Origin of the sequence: Psychrobacillus sp. FSL H8-0487 (genome assembly GCF_038008385.1) — a bacterium.
Lineage (GTDB): Bacteria > Bacillota > Bacilli > Bacillales_A > Planococcaceae > Psychrobacillus > Psychrobacillus psychrotolerans.
Genome location: NZ_JBBOZA010000001.1, coordinates 1756053 through 1773547 on the forward strand (window position 1 = coordinate 1756053; position 17495 = coordinate 1773547).

Below are 17495 nucleotides of genomic sequence, written 5' to 3' on the forward strand. Positions count from 1 at the left end.
TTCATTGCAATTATAGGAAAAAAACGGTATCATTAAGCCGAAACGTATTAGAAATGAGGTTATTTAAATGAGTATTCATATTAATGCTAAAAAAGGTGAAATTGCAGACACAATCCTATTACCGGGAGATCCACTACGTGCGAAGTATATTGCGGAAACATTCTTAGAAGATGTTGTCCAGTATAATGAGGTTCGTAACATGTTTGGATATACGGGAACTTATAAAGGAAAACGTATTTCTGTACAAGGTACAGGAATGGGAGTGCCATCTATATCTATTTATGTTACAGAATTGATGAATGAGTATGATGTACAAAAGTTAATCCGCGTTGGAACTTGTGGTGCAATCCAAAAAGATGTGAAAGTGCGTGACGTAATTCTTGCTCAAAGTGCATCTTCAGATTCATCTATGAACAAAGTTCTTTTGGATGATATAAGTTTTGCTCCAACAGCTGACTTTGACTTACTATATAAAGCATATAATGCAGGCAAAGAAGCTGGATTGAATTTAAAAGTTGGGAATGTATTTACAGCTGATTTATTCTACAATGAGAACGCACAAAATGAGAAGTGGGCGGACTACGGAGTTCTTGCTGTAGAAATGGAGACAGCAGCTCTTTATACACTTGCGGCTAAATTTGGACGTCAAGCATTATCTGTTTTAACAGTTAGTGATCATATTATCACAGGAGAAGCAACTTCTTCTGAAGAGCGTCAAACAACGTTCAATGATATGATTGTAGTTGCATTAGAAGCTGCAATTCAAGACTAACAACTACTATTAGCTGTGAATAAGATAACAATCATAAATAGACTGTCATCTATATGACAGTCTTTTTTAAAATAATACGATGACTTAAAATATTAAATATTACATACATTATTTAAAGAAGTTTTTTGAAAAGGGTGAAGGATTTGGACGAACAAAAACAAAATAACGAAGAAGAATTTACAGAAATAAAACCAGCATCCAAATATATTAAAATGAAACCATTTGTTTTCCTATTAACTATTTTTGCCCTTGTTGTAGCAACAGCAGCTGTTACACTGATTGCGTTAACTTGGGGGGATGAAAAAGTTGTAAATGTAAATGCAGGTGATAAGAGCGAGCGATCTGAGTTCTCTAAATTGTATTTAGCTTACGATAAATTAGAAGAAGAATATTATAAAGAAGTTGATGAAGAAGCTGTGATTAATGGTGCTATTAACGGGATGATTGATGCTTTAGAAGATCCTTATTCCGATTATATGAACCAGGATGAGGCTTCTCAATTCAATGAAAATATATCTTCTAGTTTTCAAGGGATTGGTGCAGAGATTCAAGAAGTAGACGGTGTTATTAATATCGTTTCACCTATTAAAAACTCGCCAGCTGAAAAAGCAGGGCTGATGCCAAATGATAAAGTTATGGCAGTAGATGGAAAAGATATTAAAGGATTTAGTGCTTCCGAAGCAGTATTACTTATTCGTGGTAGTAAAGGAACAGAAGTAACTCTATCTATACAACGTGGTACTAATGCTGTAATGGATGTAACAATTGTCCGTGATGATATTCCAATTGAAACCGTATATGCAGAAATGTTGGATGATCAAGTGGCACATATTATTATATCGAGTTTTTCAACAAACACATATGATGAGTTGTTAAAAGCGATTGATGCCATGGAAAAAGAGGGTATGAAAGCGTTAGTACTTGATGTTCGTCAAAATCCAGGAGGTTTACTATCTTCTGCAATAGATATTTCTAATCTCTTTGTAGAAGAAGGAAAGAACTTACTGCAAATTGAAATTCAGGATAACAAAGAGGTTACAGTAGCTACCGATGGAACTCGTATCAAAGTACCTGTAACATTAATCATTGATGAAGGTAGTGCTTCAGCTTCAGAAATATTGGCTGGTGCCTTAAGTGAATCTGCAAATGTACCCTTAGTAGGCTTAAATTCTTTTGGTAAAGGGACTGTACAAACAGTAAATGATTTACCGGATGGTTCTAATATTAAAATTACAACTGCTAAGTGGTTAACGCCAGAAGGTAACTGGATTCATGAAAAAGGGATTCTTCCAGATCACGTTGTGGAATATCCATCCTATGCTATGTTACCACCTCTAGATACTACTGTAACATTGAAAACTAACCAATCCTCCGAAGCAGTTCAAACTGCTGAAGAAATGTTAAAGGCAGTTGGATATGATGTAGGTGAAGTAGATGGTAACTATGACGCAGAGATGAATGCTGCTGTGAAGAAGTTCCAGACCGACAACAAACTTAAAGTTTCTGGTGATATAGATGGCGATACTTCTTATCAATTGATGAATTTACTTAGAGAGAAAATTTTAGAAGAAGATCCTCAGTTGTTAAAAGCGCAAGAAGTTGTGAAAGATTTGTTAAACAAATAAAGAGTTGGATGAAAGCTGGCCTATACGGTCAGCTTTTTCAACGAGATTAAGGGAGTTTAAAATTATGAAGGATGTCTATTTACTTAGTGGGTTTTTAGGAAGTGGGAAAACTTCTTTATTGTCACATTTAATCGAACAAATGAAAGAAAAGGGTTTAAAGCCAGCAGTAATCATGAATGAATTAGGGAAATTACCATTTGATAGTCGATCTGTGGATGAAGATGTTCCTATTAAAGAGATGTTAGAAGGATGTATATGCTGTACAGGTTCTGAAAAAATGGAGGCACAGTTGCAAATGTTATTAGAGGGAGAAGTGTTTGATGTCCTCTTAATCGAAACTACTGGTGCAGCTCATCCAGTCGAAGCAATGGATGCCGTGTTATCTCCTTATTTTGCAAATAGATTAAATATGAAGGGTATTATTACAGTAGCAGATAGTAAAAGATGGCTTGAGCGTGACAAAATGACCCCTCAAACACGTATGTTATTTATGGAGCAGATAAAACATGCGCATTTAATACTAGCAAATAAAATAGATCTTCTTTCTGAAGATGAAGTAGCTACGGTAACGATGCAAATTCAAGGTTTTAATAGTCACGCTCCTATTATTCAGACTTCTAACGCAAAATTGCCTTTGAATATGATTACAGGTCTAGAAGCGACTTATCATGGTCAAGAAGTTAAACAAGCGGCAATAGGTAAGCAACTGACCTTATCTTCCCGCTTACATACTTTTTCGGAGCCAGTGGAAAAAGAAGTGTTCGAACAATGGGTAAAAGAACTCCCAGATACCGTCTATCGTATGAAGGGTTATGTACCATTAGTAGGCTATAAAAACCCTTTTCTGTTTCAGTATGCATATGGTATGGTGCAATGGTTACCAGAATATATAAAAATGGAGCCACAGATTGTAATCATTGGAGATCAGGTAGAAGCAATCACTGTAATTGGAAATACGCCAAATGATTAGTGCGTTTCAGTTACTCTACCAAAATCGTCACTCCGTTAATAATATACAAACTGTTGAAGAGGTTAGAACTATTATTCGGTCTGAGTTATTGGACGAATTTACTCATCCTAGAGCTAGGGTATCTATTCAACAGAAGTATAAATTGGCACTCGATCGTATTAGTAATAGTACGCTATCGGTCAGTAAACAACAGATGATGATTGAACTGTATAACGAAGAATATAAAAAACTGTCAACCGATTGTAAAAGCTAATATTTTAGCATAGTGGATAAGTTATCCAAAAATCTTTGCTAGACTTGTAGATTTAAAAGAAAAAAATATTCTATTGGATTCATTGGTATATTTTATGTGAAAATTTCATTCCATTTTGTGTTTACAATAGGGGAGCACAAAAGAAGGAGGAAATGAAACATGAATAAAAAACATACGATTATGGCTGGAGTATTAGCTAGTGGATTATTAATCTCTGCCAGTACAGCTAGCGCATCTATGAATACTGGGTTTTCACCAACTACTTCCGAGGCAAAAACATCCATTGTATTTAATGGGGAAGTTCCAAAAAATCTTTCTTATAAAGTAAAATGGAATTACAATATGCAGTTATCATTTGCAAAGCTTCTAAATCTTAAGGATGTTTCTAAGATTAATATAGGCCAAGTAGTGAACAAACCAGTAGCTAAAGAAGATGAAAAACAAACTGAAGAAAAAGCACCGGTTCCTGTAGTGGAAAAACCAGCAGAACCAGCTAAAAAACCAGAAGTGGTAACGCCAGCTAAACCAACTGAAGAAAAACCTGTAGTAAAAGAACCAGTTCAAGAAAAGCCAGTTGTTAAAGAACCGGTAAAAGAAACTCCTGCAGTACAAGAACCTACAGTTCAAAAACCTGCAGTACAACAACCAGCACCTACAGTAAAAGAACCTGTAGTGCAAAAACCAACAACTGAAGTGAAAGAAGAGGTTAAAGTTACTTCTGAAATTCAGCAAGTGGTGAATTTAACTAACCAAGAACGTGCTAAAGCAGGGTTGAAAGCACTTCAAATCGATACAAAACTTACTCAGTCTGCACAAGCAAAATCTCAAGATATGAAAAATAAAAATTATTTCTCACATACAAGCCCAACTTACGGTTCACCATTTGATCAAATGAAATCAATGGGAATTACGTATAAATCGGCTGCAGAAAATATCGCAATGGGTCAACGTAACGCAGCTGAAGTTGTAGATGCGTGGATGAAATCTCCTGGTCATAAAGCTAATATTATGAACGGCTCATTTACACATATTGGCGTAGGTTTATCAGATAGTGGTTATTATTGGACACAGCAATTTATCGGTAAATAATTAACACACAAAAAAGCGACGCCTATGCGTCGCTTTTTGTGTATGTATTATTTGATGCGTAGTTTGCTGAGATTTGATTTGTCTGAGTATCGCTTTATTATACGAACAGTTACTTGCAGTTACTGAAGGTTCACAAACGTGCTCCACACGTTACTTACTATTCGTGGATATTGACTTTGGAAAAGTGGAACCTTAGGGATACATCGGAGCTACGCACTTTTACTTCATTTTCTTCTGTAAATAAACAAGTCTTATCGTAAGTGTGATAGCCCCTATAGATAATCCTACAATCAATCCAATCCAATATCCAAAGCGCTCAAACGACGTATAATTGGCTAGAATATAGCCGGTTGGTAAGCCAATAATCCAATAGGAAATTATCGCCATAATAAAGGTGATCGTCACATCTTTATAACCACGTAATGCTCCTTGAACGGGTGCTTGAATCGCATCAGACAATTGGAACAATGCGGCAAAGAAGAAAAACTGAACGGTCAATTCAATTACATACTTATCATTCGTATATACAGAGGCTATTTGTTCTCTAAATAACAACAATATCGAAATAGAAACTAAGCTAAAGCAAATTGCTGTTGCAACGCTCAACCAACTATAGGTCCTAGCATCAGCGAATCGATTTGCCCCTATTTCATGACCGACTAGTATAGTTGCCCCCATGGCAATGCTAAGAGGAACCATATAAAGCAGTGAAGTAAAATTCATCGCTATTTGATGAGCGGAAATAACCTCGGTTGAATATACACTCATTAGAATGGTAACTGCAGAAAATATAGTGGTTTCTGCAAATAGAGATAAACCTATCGGCACTCCAATCTTCATGAGCATCCGTATTTTAACTAAAGAAGGTTTAGTCCATCTGTGAAAGATTTGTAATTCTGCAAATGGGTTACTCCGAAGTACGATAATAATGGCGATCAGCAATATAAGCCAGTATGTAATCGCAGAGGCAAGTCCTGCTCCGACTCCCCCTAACTCTGGTAAGCCCAATTTACCGTAAATAAGTAGGTAATTTAAGACAATATTAATGGGAGCAGATACTAAGATGATAAACATAGACACTCTTGTTTTCCCTAATGCATCGATAAACGACCGTAAAACGCTATACAAAAATAACGGAATTAGTCCAATGCACAACATCAATAAATATTTCTTTGCTACGATGCGTACACTAGCTTCAAGAGGTATTAAATTTAGTACAGGGTCAATGACTAGGAAAATACCTACAAAAACAACGATTGCAAGCAATATTCCAATATAAAAACCCTGATGAACAAAGGTACGTACATCTTTCTTCTTTTTTGCTCCGATTAATTGTGCTACAATTGGCGTAATGCCTATTAATATACCGGTTAAGGCGGTATATACAGGCACCCATAAAGAGGAACCTATAGAAACACCAGCTAAATGGGTAATGCTATATTTACTTGTCATCAGGATATCAAAGAAGGTCATCAAATAGAGTGCAATTTGCGTGATTAATATGGGTAAAACGATCTTAATCATATACTTACTTTTTTCTGGTAGAGTTCTCATTTCGTGCATGTTGGCATACATCCTTTAAAGTTATAAATTAGTTAGGAGATTATTAATGAATAATAACACAATAGTATTAACGGGTGGAGGGACGGCTGGTCATGTTTCGTTAAATGAAGCCATAATACCCGAGTTAATAAAGAAAAAATACGATATCCATTATATTGGTTCTTATAATGGAATAGAGAAAACAATTATCGGGGATAAATTCCCTAATATTCCGTATCACCCAATTTCTAATGGGAAGTTAAGACGTTACTTTTCCATAAAAAACTTTTCTGATCCATTTAAAGTGTTGTATGGAACAATGCAGGCCATTACTGTGCTAAAAAAAGTAAAGCCTTCTGTTGTATTTTCTAAAGGAGGTTTTGTATCTGTACCGGTTGTACTGGCAGCGAAGCTTTCCAATATACCAGTTGTCATTCATGAATCAGATTTAACTCCAGGGCTTGCCAATAAAATTGCATCGTCATTTGCAGAACATATTTTTACTGTATTCGAAGAGACAATTAAGGATTTACCGGCAAACAAGGCTTCATCTATTGGAGCGATACTGCGTCCTGATTTATTTCATGGTGATGAAAAAATTGCAGAACAGTTAACCGGTTTCGATGCATCAAAAGAAACAATTATTGTTATGGGTGGTAGTCAAGGCTCTGCAAAGATCAATGAAGTAATCAAACAGAATATTGAGCAATTGACAAAAAGATTTCAAGTTATTCATCTATGTGGAAAAGGCAATAAAGATGAGCTATTAGTCGGGAAACCGAACTATATCGCTTTTGAATATGTAACCAATGAATTACCACATTTAATGAAAATATCTAATTATGTAATTAGCCGAGCTGGTTCGAACTCTATATTTGAGTTTTTGGAACTGAAAAAACCGATGTTACTTATTCCTTTATCCGTTCATGCGAGTAGAGGGGATCAGGTTTTAAACGCTAAATATTTTGAGAAAAAAGGATTTGCTTCTATATTAGAAGAGGAAGATCTTACAGCTACCACTTTTATGGACTCTTTTAATCGACTTGTAGATGAAAAAGAAGAAATGATTGATCGAATGTTCGAGGTTAATGCTTCTAAAACACCTGAACAATTTGTTGACCTATTATTAACTTACCAAAAATAAACAACTCCCGTCACTTTGAGAAGTGACGGGAGTTTGTTTACATTGCTTGTTCTTCTTCGTTTTCTTGTTGCATTAGTACTAAGTGGAACAAATCTTTCGGTATATAGTAAAGATCAAATACTTCTTCTGTCTTGTTAACCTCTGCATAGATAGAAGGATGAGATTCATTGGCTTTTAATGCATATCTAAGTTTTTCTGTTGCACGAATACTTTTACTATTACTTTTTCGAATACGTAAAAAAACAGTTTGTATATCTAATTCAAAGAAAATTTCCTGCAAAAATTGTTCTTTAGCTTTTTTATTGTAGCCAAGACCTTGAAACGAACTGCCAATCCAAGTGCCTAAAAATCCTGCTCCATCTTCTACATCAAACAGATTTATAGTGCCAATTGGTTGGCCAAAATCACTAATAATAGTACGAGAAATAACTGTTCCTTTTTCTTCTTCTTCCATTAACTGTTTGGTCATAAACCAATACTCGTCAGCAGAATTTGCTTTTTGACGTACGAAAGGCAAAATGGTTGGATCTGACATTAGTTCATAAAGAGATGTACATTCAAATAAATCTCGTTTTTTTATCAAAAAAAGCGCCCCCTAAAAGAACCCATAAATGAGCATAGTCATCCTAGTTCCCCTGAAATTTTTCACTTCAACGTGCATAAAAAATTTCGGGGTAGGAATCGAACCTACTAGGACCAGCTCAAAACTGGTGGCGCACCATTTGCCTTCCCTCGGCAAAGCGAACTTTGCCTTATAAAATTATTTGCATTAATAATATACTAATTTTTTTTGGTTTTGCATAGTAGAAAGTATTTTAAAAATAATTAAATTTTTGTAAAAATTTTTTCAATTAATAGATGAAAGATACTTGTAAGTTTCTACATAAATACATATGATTAATATAGCAAAGTATAGAACTCGATTGGAGCTTTTAAAATAGATGTCTAAGTCCTTTTTAAACCATACTCAATTCCATTTATTATATGATTTATCTGATGAATATGTGTTCTTTATGAGAAAAGAAGATTCTACTTATGTCTATGAGTTTATCAATAAAAAAGCAGCTGAACTTTTTTCAGAGAATCCGATAGGGAGAACTTTAGATGAATGCTTTAGTGAATTTCATAACAGAACGATTATTCAACAATATAATCGTGCGTGTGCTCAAAAAGGATCTGTTTGCTACCAGGATCATCATTGTGTACAAAGTGGAACACATATAAACGAAACAACTGTAATTCCTATTTTTGATAATGGAAACACTTATATTCTCGCAATGACTAGAGAAGTTTCACGAACACAAGATTTAAGAGAATCTACCTATCTTTTAGAGACGTATCGAGAAGCTATCAATGAAGTTGCACTTGTTGCCATGACCAATCAAAAAGGAATAATTGAAGTAGTAAACGATTTGTTTGAAAAGACTACGGGGTTTAAAAAGGAAGAAGTAATCGGGAAATCCTTTCACATGTTAAATTCTAACTATCATGATGAATCTTTTTTTAAGGACATGTGGGACACCATCAGTAATGGACATATTTGGAATGGTCAAATACGTAATCGAACGAGAAACGGCTCTTTTTTCTGGGTAAATGCTATTGTTGTACCTATAAAAGATGATTTAGGGGAAATTGAAAAGTTCTTAACGGTACAATTTGATAATACAGAAAAGAATCGTATGTTAAAGGATTTACGCCATATTGAACGGTCCTTTAAGTTAATCACGGAGTATTCAAATGATTTAATTGCTATTACGGATGCAGATGGATACTTGCTTTATTCCTCACCTAGTCATGAAACTATCTTAAATTACGATAAAGAAGAGTTACTTGGTAGTTATTACTTTAATCTTATCGCTGATCAAACGGAAGCTGTGAGTTTCGCCAAGATAAAAATGTTAGATAATTTTCGATTAGAACTTCTCCTTCAAAAAAAGGATGGAAAGTCGATTTGGACTGATACTTCTGTGACGTCCGTGGAGAGTACAGTAGACGATTGTAAAGAAAAGTCGTTTGTTATAGTATCTCGTGAAATAACAGAAAAGAGAGCTTTAGAAAACCAACTAAAGTTTATGGCTTATCATGATAGTTTAACTAGTCTACCAAATAGACGTTCCTTTTATGAAGATCTACCTGAATATATTTCTTCCGCTTGTTCAGCGTTTCCGAATGTAGGCTTACTTTATATAGATGGTGATAATTTCAAAGCCATAAACGATCAATATGGGCATGATGTAGGGGATCAGTTTCTAACTTATTTCGCTGAAAAGCTTCAAATAAGCTTGGACTATAAGTTTAATGTATATCGTATCGGCGGAGACGAATTTGTCATAATTGTTGATCAGATCAACGACTATGTAAATGGCAGAAGCAATGGTTTGGATAAAATTATTCAATCTATACAAGAAAAGTTGCGTAAAGGCTGGACAATAGATGACTTTTACTTTTCACCTACCTCTTCTATAGGAGTTGCTATGTTCCCGGATGATGGCTCATCAGTAGACGAGCTTTTAGATAATGCAGATCAAGCACTTTATATAGCCAAGAAGAATGGAAAAAACAATTATATATATTCCAATACCGTTCATTCATAATGGAACGGTTTTTTCTTGATTTAGGTTATGCTATATAATATAAAACCAAGATGGAAGGAGCGGAGGATATGACGCAACAACATATTCTTTTAATAGAAGATGAAGTAAATATTGCTAAATTTGTGGAACTTGAGTTAAAGCATGAAAATTTTCAAGTTACTGTTTCTCATGATGGACGGGAAGGGGCAGATTTGGCACTTAATCATGCTTATGACTTTATGTTAATCGATGTTATGTTACCAAATTTAAACGGTTTAGAAATATGCCGAAGAGTACGTAGGAAGAAAAGTACTCCTATTATTTTAATCACGGCTAGAGATGCAATTATAGATAGAGTTTCTGGGTTAGAGTCAGGTGCGGACGATTATATTGTAAAACCTTTTGCAATTGAGGAATTACTAGCTAGAATACGAGCTGTACTAAGAAGAATAGAACCATCTGAAGAAAAAGTGAAAAACGAGTTGTCGATTAAGGGACTAACTGTTGAGCAAAAAGCGCATCAGGTCTTCTATGAGGGAAAAGAAATTGAGTTAACAAAAACCGAGTACGATATGCTGGTGTATTTAATGGAGAATTTTAATATGGTACTGACTAGAGATAACATTTTGGAAAAAGTATGGGGCTATGATGTAGAGGTAGAAACAAATGTGGTGGATGTATACATAAGGCATCTGAGAAAAAAACTTCCTGCCGATATTGCAGCACTAATTGAAACGGTTAGAGGCGTAGGATATGTGATGAGATGATGAAAAAATGGACTTTACAGCGTAAGTGGACTTATGCTTCAGCGATTTCCATATTTTTAAGTTTCCTTATGATGTGTATTATTTTATATTTTTCGCTCTTTAACTGGCTGCAAATTTCGGAGGAAAAAACTGCTCAAAATACATTGGATGAGGTTACTAACTTTTTTCAATCGAATGGTCCAATCATCTCCATACAAGATATTCAAAAAAACAGAACATTACTCAATCAGCTGGTCAATCAACAACAATCCGTTCGTGTACTGAATAACGATGGTATTGAAATTCTAAGAATCAATGATGCCAGTGATTTTCCAAAGTCATTTACACTTCAAACAGAGGAATTTATTAGAGAAGAAATTGATGGTCATATAATTTTTCATAAAGTGGAGGAATTAGACTTTGGTTTGTTTAAAGGATACGTACAAATCTCTCATAGTTTAGATAGCTTTTCTCAGCTCATGAATTATATATTAATAGCCATGGGAATATTCGCTCTAATTGCGCTTGTCCTCTCGGCTTTAGTAGGGTATATGTTGTCTTCGGTTTTGTTGAAACCTATTAAGGAATTACGAGATGAAATGCAGCTTGCAAAACAGACTAAGTTTTCTAAATCAGGCAGTTTCGTCTACAACAATGAAGATGAAATCGGAGAGCTTTTGAAAATTTATAAGGAACTAATGGATGAAGTATCGACAACCATTTCGAGACAAGATGAATTTATCCATAATGTATCTCACGAATTGCGTACCCCAGTACAAGTAGTGGAAGGACATTTATCATTGTTGAATCGATGGGGAAAAGAAGAGCGTGCCATTTTAGATGAGTCTTTAGAAATATCGCTTACAGAAATTCAAAAAATGAAGTTATTAATCGAGGAAATGTTAAAATTAGCAAAAAATGAGCATCATACGATGAAGGAAGCTACTTCCGTAATATCTGTGCTTCACGAGTTGCAACAAAACTACTTCCATCTATCACCGGAGACGATAATTGAAATTAAAGGAGAAATGCAAGTAAAAGTTCCTGTTCCGCCTACAGCTCTTGAGCAAATTCTGCGTAATCTAATAGAAAATGCGATAAAATATAATGACAAGAAACCATTTATTAAAGCAACAGTTATTTGTAATATGGACCATGTCCAGATTACAGTTGAAGATAACGGAGTAGGTATTGAAAGAACATTGTTACCTAAAATTTTCGAGCGTTTCTTTATCGTTGATGAAGCTAGAACCAAACGTAGAGGTGGATCTGGTTTGGGATTAAGTATAGTAAAAAGTCTAGTAAATGAATACGGGGGAACCATTTCTGTGGATAGTGAAAAAGGGAAATGGACAAAATTTTACATTTTATTCCCTAAATTAACAAGTGAATAATCATTCAGTAGCATTGTAAAAAAAATATGACGAAATACTGAATTTTTTTGAAAAAAACCATTGTATTTTTTCCCGATAGTAGTAAGATTGAGATGGAAAAATTGTTCTTATATAAGGATAGTTTGAGACTATATAAAAGAGTGGTAAACTATAGAGAGGTATAAGCGTGTATTTTTTACATGCATTACTCTAGAACTTTTTATCCACTTAAATGTATTTATGATAAATGCCTAAAAGGCACAAAATGTTGGAGGTTTTTCTAAATGTCGAACAATCAAACACCTTGGTCAGCTTTTTCTGGTCCGAACCTTGGGTATGTGATGGAGCAGTATGATGTATTCTTACAGTCTCCGGACGATGTGGATCCTGAATTAGTAGAGTTGTTTAAGCAATATGGAGCACCTAAGATGCCCGCTTCATCATCATCAAACAGCCCTGATACACCTATTGTAGAGCCTAATAACTTTGAAAAAGTGGTTAATGCCATTCAACTAGCAGATGCCATTCGGAATCATGGTCACTTAACGGCTAATATTTATCCATTAAATGATGGACCAAAAGAAGATTCAAAGCTTAATTTAACTACTTATGGTTTAACTGAGCAAGATTTACGAGAAGTACCCGTTTCTTTCCTTATTAAAAATGCTCCAGCCAATATAATGAATGGTTTACAAGCAATAGAATATTTGCGTTCTATGTACACAGATAAAATTGCGTTTGAAATTGCTCATATTGTCAATACGGAAGAACGTACTTGGTTACAAGAAAAGATTGAAAAAGGTGCTATAAGAGAAAAGCTTTCAGCTGAAGACAAAAAACAATTACTTAAACGTTTAACACAAGTCGAAGGATTTGAGAAGTTCATCCATCGTACGTTTGTTGGAGCTAAACGCTTCTCCATTGAAGGTTTAGATTCATTAGTTGTATTAATGGATGAATTAGTTCGTCAATCCAATAAAACAAATACAAAGCAAGTAAATATAGGTATGGCTCATCGTGGTCGACTAAATGTATTAACTCATGTCCTAAATAAACCATATGAAATGATGTTTGCAGAGTTTGCACATGTTCCTACTGAATCATTTTTACCGAAGGATGGTTCACTTGAACTTTCGGAAGGTTGGTTTGGTGACGTTAAGTACCATAAAGGGGCAAGCTATCGCTCTCAATCAGGTTTAACAGTAAAACTTGCGTATAACCCTTCCCATTTAGAGGTTGTAAGTCCTATTGTTACTGGTCAAACACGTGCTGCACAAGAAACAACAGATGCGGCCGGTTATCCTGTTCAAGATAAAAATGCGGCTTTTGCTATTTTAGTACATGGAGACGCAGCTTTCCCAGGTCAAGGGGTAGTAACAGAAGTATTGAACTATAGTCGAGTTCGTGGATATCAAACAGGCGGTTCTATCCATATTATTGCTAATAATATGATTGGTTTTACTACTGAACATTATGATTCTCGATCAACTAACTATTCTTCTGATCCTGCAAAAGGTTATGAAGTACCTGTCATTCATGTGAATGCGGATGATCCTGAGGCAGTAATTGGGGTTGCAAAATTTGCGCATGAATACCGTCAAAAATTCGGGAAAGATATTGTGATTGACTTACTAGGTTATCGTCGCTATGGTCACAACGAAATGGATGAGCCGTTAGTAACAAATCCAACCATGTATCATTCTATTCATAAGCATCCAACTGTTCGTGAGTTATACGGTAAGCAGTTAGTAGCGGAAAACTTAATGGAGAATTCTGATGTGAAATCATTAGACCAGTCTGTTTTCGCTGAAATGCAACAAGCTTATGATCGTGTGAAAGAACTTCCACCATCGACTGTACATGATATCGTTATACCACAAGTTGTATTAGATGGTATGCCAGAAATTCAAACAGGGGTAGAAGAGAGTAAGCTTGCTAAAATCAATGAAGATTTACTTTCATGGCCAGCTGACTTTAATGCTTTCAAAAAGCTAGAAAAAATATTGAAGCGCCGTGAAGAACCGTTCAAAGGTAAAGGGAAAGTCGATTGGGGCCATGCAGAAACATTAGCATTTGCAACAATTTTACAAGAAGGAAACTCTATCCGTTTATCTGGTCAAGATGCACAACGTGGGACTTTCTCTCATAGACATTTAGTACTTCATGATGAAAAAACTGGTGCTGAATTAACACCAATTCATGCGATTAGTGATGGAAACGCTTCATTTGTAGTGCATAATAGTCCACTTACAGAAGCAGCAATATTAGGGTATGAATTTGGCTATAACTTAGAGGATAATAACTCACTAACAATCTGGGAAGCACAATATGGTGACTTTGCAAATATGGCACAAGTTATGTTCGATAACTTTATCAGTTCGGCGAGAGCTAAATGGGGTCTTAAATCAGGCTTGGTTATGCTATTGCCACATGCTGCTGAAGGCCAAGGTTCTGAGCATTCTAGTGCTCGTTTAGAACGGTACTTACAATTAGCGGCTGAAAATAACTGGACAGTTGCAAATCTATCTAGTGCTGCTAACTATTTCCACATTTTACGCAGACAAGCAAAAATGCTTAAGGAAGATGCTATTCGTCCGTTAATCATTGTTTCACCTAAATCCTTATTACGTCATCCATTAGTTGGAGCTGATGTAGCAGATTTAACAACTGGTCAATTTGAAACAGTTGTGGAGCAACCTGGTTTAGGCCAACAAGCAGACAAAGTAGAGAAAATTATCTTTGTTAGTGGTAAACTTGCAATAGACTTAGCAGACAAAGTAAAAGATGGTGCAGGTTTCGATCATATTCATATTGTTCGTGTGGAACAACTGTATCCATTCCCACAAGAAAAGATTCAACAAATTGTTTCTCGTTTCCCAAATGCGAAACAACTTGTTTGGGCTCAAGAAGAACCAGAAAACATGGGTTCATGGAACTTTGCTCTACCATATCTATTAGAAATAGCAAAAGATCAAGAAATTACTTATGTAGGTCGTGTGCATAGAGCAAGTCCTGCAGAAGGTGATGGAGATACGTATAAAGTAGAACAAGCACGTATTATTGAAGAAGCTTTAAAAAGCTTATAAGATAGGATTACTAGAGGAGGAAATTTAAGTGGCAGACATCATAGTTCCAGAATTAGCAGAATCAATTACAGAAGGTACCATTGCACAATGGTTAAAACAACCAGGTGATACAGTTGAAAAAGGTGAGTTCATCGTTGAACTTGAAACAGATAAAGTAAACGTTGAAGTTATTTCCGAAGAGGCTGGAGTAGTTAGTGAACTTCTAGCAGCTGAAGGAGATACAGTTCAAGTAGGGCAAGTAATTGCAGTAGTTGGAGCTGGATCAGGTTCAAATACATCAGCACCAACAGCAGCACCTGAAGCTAAAGAAGAAACTAAAGCTCCGGAAGCTCCTAAAGCAGCGCCTGTAGTAGAAGAAACTTCATCTGAGCAAGACCGTACTATTGCTAGTCCTGCAGCTCGTAAACTAGCTCGTGAAAAAGGCATTAACCTAAGTGAGATTTCACCAGTAGATCCTATGGGTCGCGTACGTGTACAAGACGTTTCAGCTCATGGTTCGGCTCCTACACCTGCAAAAGCAGCACCAGCACCAACAGCTAGTGCTCCTAAAGAAGATGATGGTCGTACGACTCGTGAAAAAATGTCTCGTCGTCGTCAAACAATCGCAACACGTCTATTAGAAGTAAGACAAAATACAGCTATGCTTACAACTTTCAATGAAATTGATATGACAAATGTTATGGCACTTCGTTCACGTAAAAAAGATCAATTCTTTGAACAAAATGATGTGCGTCTTGGATTTATGTCATTCTTTACAAAAGCAGTAGTTGCAGCACTTAAAAAATATCCGTATGTAAATTCTCAAATTGATGGTACAGATATTGTGAAAAATAACTTCTATGATATTGGTATCGCTGTTTCTACCGAAGGTGGTCTTGTAGTTCCGATCGTTCGTGATGCAGACCGTAAAAACTTTGCAGAAATCGAAGCTAATATTGGAGAACTTGCTAAAAAAGCTCGTGATAACAAACTAACTCTTTCTGATATGTCAGGTGGTTCTTTCACTATTACTAACGGTGGAGTATTCGGATCATTAATGTCAACACCTATTCTAAATGGTACACAAGTTGGTATTTTAGGAATGCACACAATTCAAAAGCGTCCAATCGCTGTTGGGAATGAAGTTGAAATCCGTCCAATGATGTACATTGCATTATCTTATGACCACCGTGTAATCGATGGCAAGGATTCAGTAGGTTTCTTAAAAACTGTTAAAGAATTACTTGAAAGTCCTGAAGACCTATTACTAAATAGCTAATATTAAAAGACTCCCTTCATTGGGAGTCTTTTTTTGTAGAATAATAAGGTATACAGCAAAAAATACATATTAAGAATAGTTTATTTTATAGCTAGACAGAAGCAGCATAACAAGACAATGAACTAACATATATTTATAGAGTAATAAAAATTGGAGTGTTTTGATGTTCTTTATTCAGCTATAAAAGGAGTCCAGCCGATTGGAAATAAGAAATGGACAGACTATTACTACATTTGAAAGAATAAGTCGTGTATTGTTTATTATATTGGGAGCACTAATCACAGCTATCGGGCTAGAAGCCGTACTGATCCCAAACGATATAATTGATGGTGGGATTACGGGAATTTCTATCTTATTTTCTCATATGACGGGATATTCATTGAGTTTATTCCTATTTATTTTAAATATTCCCTTTATATTTATAGGTTATAAAGAACTTGGGAAGTCATTTGCTTTTAGTTCAGTTATTGGTATCACGGCATTATCAATTTCTACAAGCTTGTTGCATCACATTCCATCTATTATTTCAGGAGATACCATGTTAGTAGCAGTATTAGGTGGTATTATGATCGGTTTAGGGATTGGTATTGTTTTACGTAAAGGTGGTGCCTTAGATGGTACAGAAATTTTAGCAATACTAATTGCGAAGAAATTCCCATTATCCGTGGGAGAAGTTATTATGAGTATTAATGTGTTAATATTTTCATTTGCCATGCTAATTTATGGGCTAAAGGGTGCTTTATGTTCGGCTATAGCATACTTTATAGCTATGAAGGTAATAGACATGGTACAAGCTGGTTTTGATGAATCTAAAAACATTATGATTATTAGCGATCACTCCCGGAAAATTGGTGATGCAATTCAAGCTCATTTAGGTCGAGGGGTTACATATATAGCTGGTGAAGTAGGCCATACGAATGAACAAGTTGAAATAGTAATTTGTTTTATTAATAGGTTGGAAGAACCTGAACTTAGATCACTTATAAAGACAATTGACATAAATGCTTTCGTAGCGATTAATGGGATTGTAGAAATGCATCAATATTAATTTCCCAACAATCTAA

The 17495-nt window shown here is 35.4% G+C and carries 14 protein-coding genes; 12 read left to right on the forward strand and 2 right to left on the reverse strand.

All coding sequences use genetic code 11. The annotated features are described in order from the left end of the window. Positions 1-67: 67 nt before the first annotated feature. The 5 genes from deoD to MHI47_RS08770 all read left to right on the forward strand — a co-directional run bounded on the left by deoD (position 68) and on the right by MHI47_RS08770 (position 4709). Entirely contained in the window at positions 68-772 is a 705-nt protein-coding gene (gene deoD, locus MHI47_RS08750) for a purine-nucleoside phosphorylase (protein WP_093534383.1), read from the forward strand. Between the two features lie 143 nt (positions 773-915). Next, on the forward strand, positions 916-2397 hold the full coding sequence (locus MHI47_RS08755) for a lmo1851 family serine protease (RefSeq protein ID WP_340830482.1): 1482 nt from the start codon (positions 916-918) through the stop codon (positions 2395-2397). A 64-nt stretch (positions 2398-2461) separates the two neighbouring features. After that, positions 2462-3367, forward strand: a complete 906-nt coding sequence (locus tag MHI47_RS08760; RefSeq protein WP_340762227.1) for a CobW family GTP-binding protein — start codon at positions 2462-2464, stop codon at positions 3365-3367. Next, positions 3360-3620 (forward strand): hypothetical protein, encoded by a 261-nt coding sequence (locus tag MHI47_RS08765; RefSeq protein WP_340830484.1) that lies wholly within the window; start codon positions 3360-3362, stop codon positions 3618-3620. The genes MHI47_RS08760 and MHI47_RS08765 overlap by 8 nt, the downstream gene beginning before the upstream one ends. 159 nt (positions 3621-3779) lie before the next feature. Next, complete coding sequence (locus MHI47_RS08770; RefSeq protein ID WP_340830486.1) at positions 3780-4709, forward strand: CAP domain-containing protein; 930 nt, start codon at positions 3780-3782, stop codon at positions 4707-4709. A 219-nt stretch (positions 4710-4928) separates the two neighbouring features. On the opposite strand, the gene MHI47_RS08775 is transcribed toward MHI47_RS08770, so the two are convergent. After that, positions 4929-6272 (reverse strand): MATE family efflux transporter, encoded by a 1344-nt coding sequence (locus MHI47_RS08775; protein WP_093534374.1) that lies wholly within the window; start codon positions 6270-6272, stop codon positions 4929-4931. Between the two features lie 46 nt (positions 6273-6318). Here MHI47_RS08775 and MHI47_RS08780 point away from each other — a divergent pair, with 46 nt between their 5' ends. Next, positions 6319-7395: an undecaprenyldiphospho-muramoylpentapeptide beta-N-acetylglucosaminyltransferase gene (locus MHI47_RS08780; RefSeq protein ID WP_340830487.1), complete on the forward strand. Its 1077-nt coding sequence runs from the start codon at positions 6319-6321 to the stop codon at positions 7393-7395. A 37-nt stretch (positions 7396-7432) separates the two neighbouring features. Here the strand turns inward: MHI47_RS08780 and MHI47_RS08785 are convergent, their stop codons facing one another. Further along, positions 7433-7978, reverse strand: coding sequence for a GNAT family N-acetyltransferase (locus MHI47_RS08785; RefSeq protein WP_093534370.1), 546 nt, complete (start codon positions 7976-7978; stop codon positions 7433-7435). Positions 7979-8336: 358 nt separating this feature from the next. Between MHI47_RS08785 and MHI47_RS08790 the strand changes: the two genes are divergently transcribed. From MHI47_RS08790 to MHI47_RS08815, 6 genes are all read left to right on the forward strand, one after another. Beyond that, complete coding sequence (locus MHI47_RS08790; protein WP_340830490.1) at positions 8337-9989, forward strand: diguanylate cyclase domain-containing protein; 1653 nt, start codon at positions 8337-8339, stop codon at positions 9987-9989. Between the two features lie 68 nt (positions 9990-10057). Continuing rightward, the gene (locus tag MHI47_RS08795) at positions 10058-10735 is read left to right on the forward strand and encodes a response regulator transcription factor (RefSeq protein ID WP_340830492.1); all 678 of its coding nucleotides are present in this window, start codon (positions 10058-10060) and stop codon (positions 10733-10735) included. Beyond that, positions 10732-12108, forward strand: coding sequence for a HAMP domain-containing sensor histidine kinase (locus MHI47_RS08800; RefSeq protein ID WP_340830496.1), 1377 nt, complete (start codon positions 10732-10734; stop codon positions 12106-12108). The genes MHI47_RS08795 and MHI47_RS08800 overlap by 4 nt, the downstream gene beginning before the upstream one ends. Before the next feature lie 263 nt (positions 12109-12371). Beyond that, positions 12372-15173, forward strand: a complete 2802-nt coding sequence (locus MHI47_RS08805; RefSeq protein ID WP_340830498.1) for a 2-oxoglutarate dehydrogenase E1 component — start codon at positions 12372-12374, stop codon at positions 15171-15173. A 28-nt stretch (positions 15174-15201) separates the two neighbouring features. Beyond that, the gene (gene odhB, locus MHI47_RS08810) at positions 15202-16431 is read left to right on the forward strand and encodes a 2-oxoglutarate dehydrogenase complex dihydrolipoyllysine-residue succinyltransferase (protein WP_340830500.1); all 1230 of its coding nucleotides are present in this window, start codon (positions 15202-15204) and stop codon (positions 16429-16431) included. Positions 16432-16630: 199 nt separating this feature from the next. Beyond that, on the forward strand, positions 16631-17479 hold the full coding sequence (locus tag MHI47_RS08815) for a YitT family protein (RefSeq protein ID WP_340830502.1): 849 nt from the start codon (positions 16631-16633) through the stop codon (positions 17477-17479). Positions 17480-17495 lie beyond the last annotated feature (16 nt).

Excerpts from the sequence above, each read along its gene's own strand:
- deoD (WP_093534383.1), top strand. The coding sequence starts at position 68 with ATGAGTATTCATATTAATGCTAAAAAAGGTGAAATTGCAGACACAATC.
- MHI47_RS08760 (WP_340762227.1), top strand. The coding sequence starts at position 2,462 with ATGAAGGATGTCTATTTACTTAGTGGGTTTTTAGGAAGTGGGAAAACT.
- MHI47_RS08765 (WP_340830484.1), top strand. The coding sequence starts at position 3,360 with ATGATTAGTGCGTTTCAGTTACTCTACCAAAATCGTCACTCCGTTAAT.
- MHI47_RS08770 (WP_340830486.1), top strand. The coding sequence starts at position 3,780 with ATGAATAAAAAACATACGATTATGGCTGGAGTATTAGCTAGTGGATTA.
- MHI47_RS08775 (WP_093534374.1), bottom strand. The coding sequence starts at position 6,272 with ATGCACGAAATGAGAACTCTACCAGAAAAAAGTAAGTATATGATTAAG.
- MHI47_RS08780 (WP_340830487.1), top strand. The coding sequence starts at position 6,319 with ATGAATAATAACACAATAGTATTAACGGGTGGAGGGACGGCTGGTCAT.
- MHI47_RS08790 (WP_340830490.1), top strand. The coding sequence starts at position 8,337 with ATGTCTAAGTCCTTTTTAAACCATACTCAATTCCATTTATTATATGAT.
- MHI47_RS08795 (WP_340830492.1), top strand. The coding sequence starts at position 10,058 with ATGACGCAACAACATATTCTTTTAATAGAAGATGAAGTAAATATTGCT.
- MHI47_RS08800 (WP_340830496.1), top strand. The coding sequence starts at position 10,732 with ATGATGAAAAAATGGACTTTACAGCGTAAGTGGACTTATGCTTCAGCG.
- MHI47_RS08805 (WP_340830498.1), top strand. The coding sequence starts at position 12,372 with ATGTCGAACAATCAAACACCTTGGTCAGCTTTTTCTGGTCCGAACCTT.